Genomic DNA, 5,022 nt, shown 5'->3' with positions numbered 1-5,022 from the left:
CAATGTATTCATTCATACAAAGCAGGAAATCAGTGCGAGGGTCAAAGAATTCGAAAAATGGGTCAATCAGCGCCCGTACCAAGTCATTGATCGACTTTGTTTGGCTTATTAAAGGCAATATATATAGATATAAGAAAATAGCCTTTCCATTAGTAATATGTGTTGAATTTATTTGTCTAATTATTAATCCTAAACATCTTGCTCAAACTATTTATTTGGATACGGCTTTATTCAGAGAAGTTCCTGAGTTATTAACATTAATTTTTATATTTTTTATAATCTGGATTCTATATGACATCATAACAAAGAGAATAAAAAATGAAAATTATGATACTCATGGAATAATAATTGCTTTTTCAGGATTAGCAAGCGGATATGCAACTATAATGAGTAATGGCGAAGTAGGTGTAGTTCCGAGTTGTGGATTTATACTTTTTCCAGCTTTTACCTATCTCATTTTTAAAAATAAAACGATTCAAAATAATAAATATTTTGTTTTATCGTTTAATGGTATTCTTGTTACTTTTTTTGGTATTTGTTTATCTCAAAAACTAGTTTCTCCGTATAGCTGGTGGGGAGATCCTATCCCTTCTTACTGGGAGAAGACTGAAACTGTAAATATAAAAGCTTTAAAAGGATTCAAATTTAGTCCATTAGAAAAGAAAAAATATGAAGATTTAAATCGTGTTATTGGAGAGAATACAGATAAAGGTTCTGTTATTTGGGGTTTTCCTCACACAAAAGTTTTTAATATTTTTCAAGAAAATTATAATATGAATGGTTTTGTACCAGTGGAATTTTATGATGTCTGTGCTGATGATTTTGCTATTGAAGAGGCCAAATTATTAGCTAAGAACAAACCAGATATTGTAATTTGGCAAGATATGCCAGGAGCTTTGGAAGCTCATGAAGAAATTTATCGTGGCGGTAACCCGTTAGGGCAAAGAGAACTTCAAAAATGGTTTTCAAGTGTGAAGGAAAAAGATTATAAATTGATTGGACAAGTCGATAATGTCTTTGTATATAAATTAAAAGATGGACAACCAATCACTGAAACATTTATTGAAAGAAAATCTGCTGAAAACATCACCTCAAATTATGTTGATCCTACTCCTGAAGTTGTTGATGACATAGAGTTAGAAGGTTTAGGAACTATAAAAGATCCATATTTAATTTCTTCAATTGAAGATTTAGAGTATTTTAGAGACAGTGTCAATTCGGGAACAAGTTTTAATGGACAATTTTTAAAACAAACAGCCAATATTGATCTTTCAGAAATTAACAATTGGGACCCTATCGGTCATTTTGAAAGTGGGAATTTTTTTGAAGGGAATTATAATGGTGATGGATTTAAAATTGAAAACCTTAAGATAAAAAAAGGAGAAAATAATGCAGGTTTATTTGGCCAGTTAATAGGAACTGTAGAGAATGTAAATTTACATAATTGTAATATTAAAGGAGCCTATGTAGGAGGTATTACCTCCCAAGGAGCTTCAACAACAAGGATAATCAATTGTTTAGTAACTGGAAAATTAGAAGGCGAAGGAAGAGCCGGAGGAATAGCTGATAATCTTGGAGGAGGATCAATTATTAACTGTGTCGCTGATGTTGAACTTAAAGGAGCAATTACATCAGGAATATCTGGATATTATCAAACTATTGTAACTAACTGTTTTAGTAATATGGCTGATGGTGTTAGTATAGATGATGGAGAAAAAATAACAGATGATACAGTTAAAAAACTGAATGATTTCCAAAAAAAATTAGATGATCAAGAATTAAGACCTTTATTAAACAAATGGAAAACAGTTGATGGCAAATTAATTATATCAAGTGATTGATTGTATGATTTATTTTGGTCTATATAATTTTGATTAATTGTATATAATAAAAAAAGATTAAGAATAAAACAAAAAGGAGCTGAGATTATGAAGATACGTTTAGCAGATTACGTAGCTGATTTTTTAGTAAATCATGGAGTGACAGATTGTTTTAGTGTTGTTGGTGGAGGAGCAATGCATCTAAACGATGCTTTGGGGCATAAGGATGGTTTAAAAGTTACGTATAACCATCATGAACAAGCTTGCGCAATTGCAGCGGAAGCATATGCTCGTTTGGATAATCGAATTGCAGCTGTCTGCGTAACAACAGGGCCGGGAGGAACCAATGCATTGACGGGTGTTGTTGGGGGATGGCTTGATTCTATTCCTATGATGATTATTAGCGGACAAGTTCGTTATGATACCACTGCTCGTTATGCATTGCAGTTTACAGAAACTCCTTTACGGGCAATGGGAGATCAGGAATACGATATTGTAAAATCGGTTACTCCGATGACGAAATATGCGACGATGATCGAAGATCCGCTGGATATTCGTTATGCTTTAGAGAAAGCATGGCATTTAGCTACTACAGGACGTCCAGGTCCTGTATGGATTGATATTCCAGTGAATTTTCAAGGTATGTATATAGAAACTGATGAATTACGGGGCTATGATCCAACAGAAGATGATGCATTGCTTCCACCGGCTGTCTCTAAAGAAACGATTGATGCAGTAATCGAGAAAATAAAAAAAGCGAAAAGACCTGTTTTTCATGCAGGTTATGGAATTCGTCTTTCTGGAGCATATAAACAGTTTAGAGAAGTTGCCGAAAAACTAGGGATTCCAATTGTCACATATTGGAATGCCGTTGATCTTATTGAAGATGAAAATGAATTGTATTGTGGTCGAGCAGGAAATATGGGGGACAGACCAGGAAACTGGGCTATCCAAAATGCGGATTTAATTCTTGCAATTGGAACTCGAATCTCTATTCGTCAAGTTGGCTACAATTGGAAGACTTGGGCTCGGGAAGCAGAAGTCATTATGGTCGATATCGATAAAGCGGAATTAAAAAAACCGACATTGCATGTTGAAATGCCGATATGGGCAGACGCTAAAGATTTTCTTACGAAAATGAACGACACCTTGCGGTATCCTTTACCAAGAAAAGAAAAATGGTTGAAAACTTGTCAAAAATGGAAAAAAGAATATCCAGTAGTTCAACCGCGCCAATGGGAGGAAAACGGAACATCAGCCAATGTATATGCATTCGTTAAATATTTAAGCAGTCAGCTTCCTGAAAACAGTTTAACTGCAGTTTCCAATGGTGCATGTTGTGTTGTGGGAAATCAGACTTATGTGATTCAAAAGGGAAGCCGTATGGCAAATAACAGTGCAATTGCAAGTATGGGTTATGGATTACCTGCTGCGATTGGGACATGTATTGGAGGCGGAAAAAGAGAAACTATCTGTTTAGAAGGCGATGGAAGTATTATGATGAACCTTCAAGAGCTGCAGACCGTATTAACCAATCGACTACCGATCAAGATTTTCCTGATCAATAATAATGGTTATCATTCTATTAGGATTACTCAAACTAATCTTTTTGGTAACCATACAAAAATAGGGATAGGGCCAGAGTCTTCGGATCTTTCATTTCCTGATTTTGAAAAAATTGCAAAAGCCTTTGGTTATCCATACTACAGTGCGAAGAGTAATAAAGAAATGAAAGATGTTGTTGATAAAGTTTTAAAAGAAAAAGGGCCTGTTTTCTGTGAGATTTTTACTGATACATCACAAGTGTGGGAACCAAAAAGTAGTACAAAGCGTTTAGAAGATGGAACTTTAGTGAGTCCACCATTAGAAGATTTAGCTCCATTCTTACCAAGAGAAGAATTGGAACAAATCATGATTGTACCAATGGTTGATGAGAATTAAAATAAGTCATTTTGGAAAGTGGAAAAATATGAAGAATAACATAATAAGACGATTCAAAGAAATCGGGATCATCCCTGTGATCGCTCTCGAACATAAAGAAGACGCCTCCTTGTTAGCGGATGCGTTATGCAAGGGTGGTCTTCCCGCTGCTGAAATCACATTCCGTACCCGCGAAGCGGCCGCCTGCATCAAAGAGATGCGCGCAAGCCATCCTGATATGCTCGTTGGCGCGGGAACGATCTTATCGACAGCCCAAGTGGACGAAGCGATCAGTGCGGGAGCTCAATTCATCGTCTCTCCTGGGTTTGATGAAGAAGTCGTGAAATACTGCATCCAGAAAGACATTCCTGTCGTCCCTGGAACGGCTACCGCAACGGATGTGCAAGCCGCCTATAAGCTTGGCTTGAGTTTTGTGAAAGTGTTTCCTGCCGAGATCCTTGGCGGAATCAAAATGATCAAAGCGATCGCGGCCCCTTACAACATGATGACATTCATGCCTTCTGGTGGAGTGAGCGAAAAAAACATGGACGCTTATTTAAAAGAAGACATCATCCTTTGTGTAGGCGGAAGCTGGATGGTCAAAAAAGATTTGATCGACAACAAAGAGTTCGATACGATCGAAGCCCTTTCCCGAGAAGCGCGTTCTCGTTTTGAAAAGATCAGAGGTTAATACAATGAAAAAGAAAGTAATCACATTCGGAGAATTGATGCTCCGCCTTGCTCCGCAAGGATACACTCGTTTCGTGCAGGCCGACAGCTTTGGAGCGACATACGGAGGCGGAGAAGCCAACGTCGCCGTATCGCTTGCCAACTATGGACACGACGCTTACTTTGTCTCCGCGCTTCCTGCCCACGAGATCGGACAGGCCGCTCTCAATTCTTTGAGACGCTATGGAGTGCTGACCGACTACATCAACCGCAGCGGAAACCGTCTTGGAATCTACTTCCTGGAAAAGGGAGCGAGCCAAAGACCAAGCAAAGTCATCTATGACCGCGCCGATTCTTCGATCGCTCTTGCCAAGAAAGAAGATTTCGACTGGGACGCGATCTTCAAAGACGCGAAATGGTTCCACTTCACGGGCATCACGCCAGCCCTCAACGACAATGTGGCAGAAATCACATTGGAAGCGTGCCAAAAAGCCAAAGAGCACGGGGTGAAGATCTCTTGCGATCTGAACTACCGCAACAAGCTCTGGAGCAAAGCCAAAGCCAAAGAAGTCATGAGCGAATTGGCCAAAGACATCGATGTCGGCATCGCCAA

General features: G+C 38.3%; 4 protein-coding genes. All 4 read left to right on the top strand.

Features of this window, described 5'->3' with window-relative positions; all coding sequences use genetic code 11:
* Nucleotides 1-1,841, top strand: a 1,841-nt coding sequence (locus tag BO225_RS11295; RefSeq protein ID WP_076342308.1) for a hypothetical protein, incomplete at its 5' end; no start/stop codon positions are given.
* A gap of 87 nt (nucleotides 1,842-1,928) precedes the next feature.
* Nucleotides 1,929-3,761 (top strand): thiamine pyrophosphate-binding protein, encoded by a 1,833-nt coding sequence (locus BO225_RS11290; protein ID WP_076342307.1) that lies wholly within the window; start codon nucleotides 1,929-1,931, stop codon nucleotides 3,759-3,761.
* 28 nt (nucleotides 3,762-3,789) lie between these two features.
* Complete coding sequence (gene eda, locus BO225_RS11285) at nucleotides 3,790-4,431, top strand: bifunctional 4-hydroxy-2-oxoglutarate aldolase/2-dehydro-3-deoxy-phosphogluconate aldolase (RefSeq protein WP_198936146.1); 642 nt, start codon at nucleotides 3,790-3,792, stop codon at nucleotides 4,429-4,431.
* A 4-nt stretch (nucleotides 4,432-4,435) separates the two neighbouring features.
* The coding region (locus BO225_RS11280) for a sugar kinase (protein WP_143356839.1) at nucleotides 4,436-5,022 on the top strand (587 nt) is incomplete at its 3' end.

This window comes from Dubosiella newyorkensis, assembly GCF_001945605.1.
GTDB classification, from domain to species: Bacteria; Bacillota_I; Bacilli_A; order Erysipelotrichales; family Erysipelotrichaceae; genus Dubosiella; species Dubosiella newyorkensis.
This window is presented reverse-complemented; position numbering and strand designations above follow the sequence as displayed.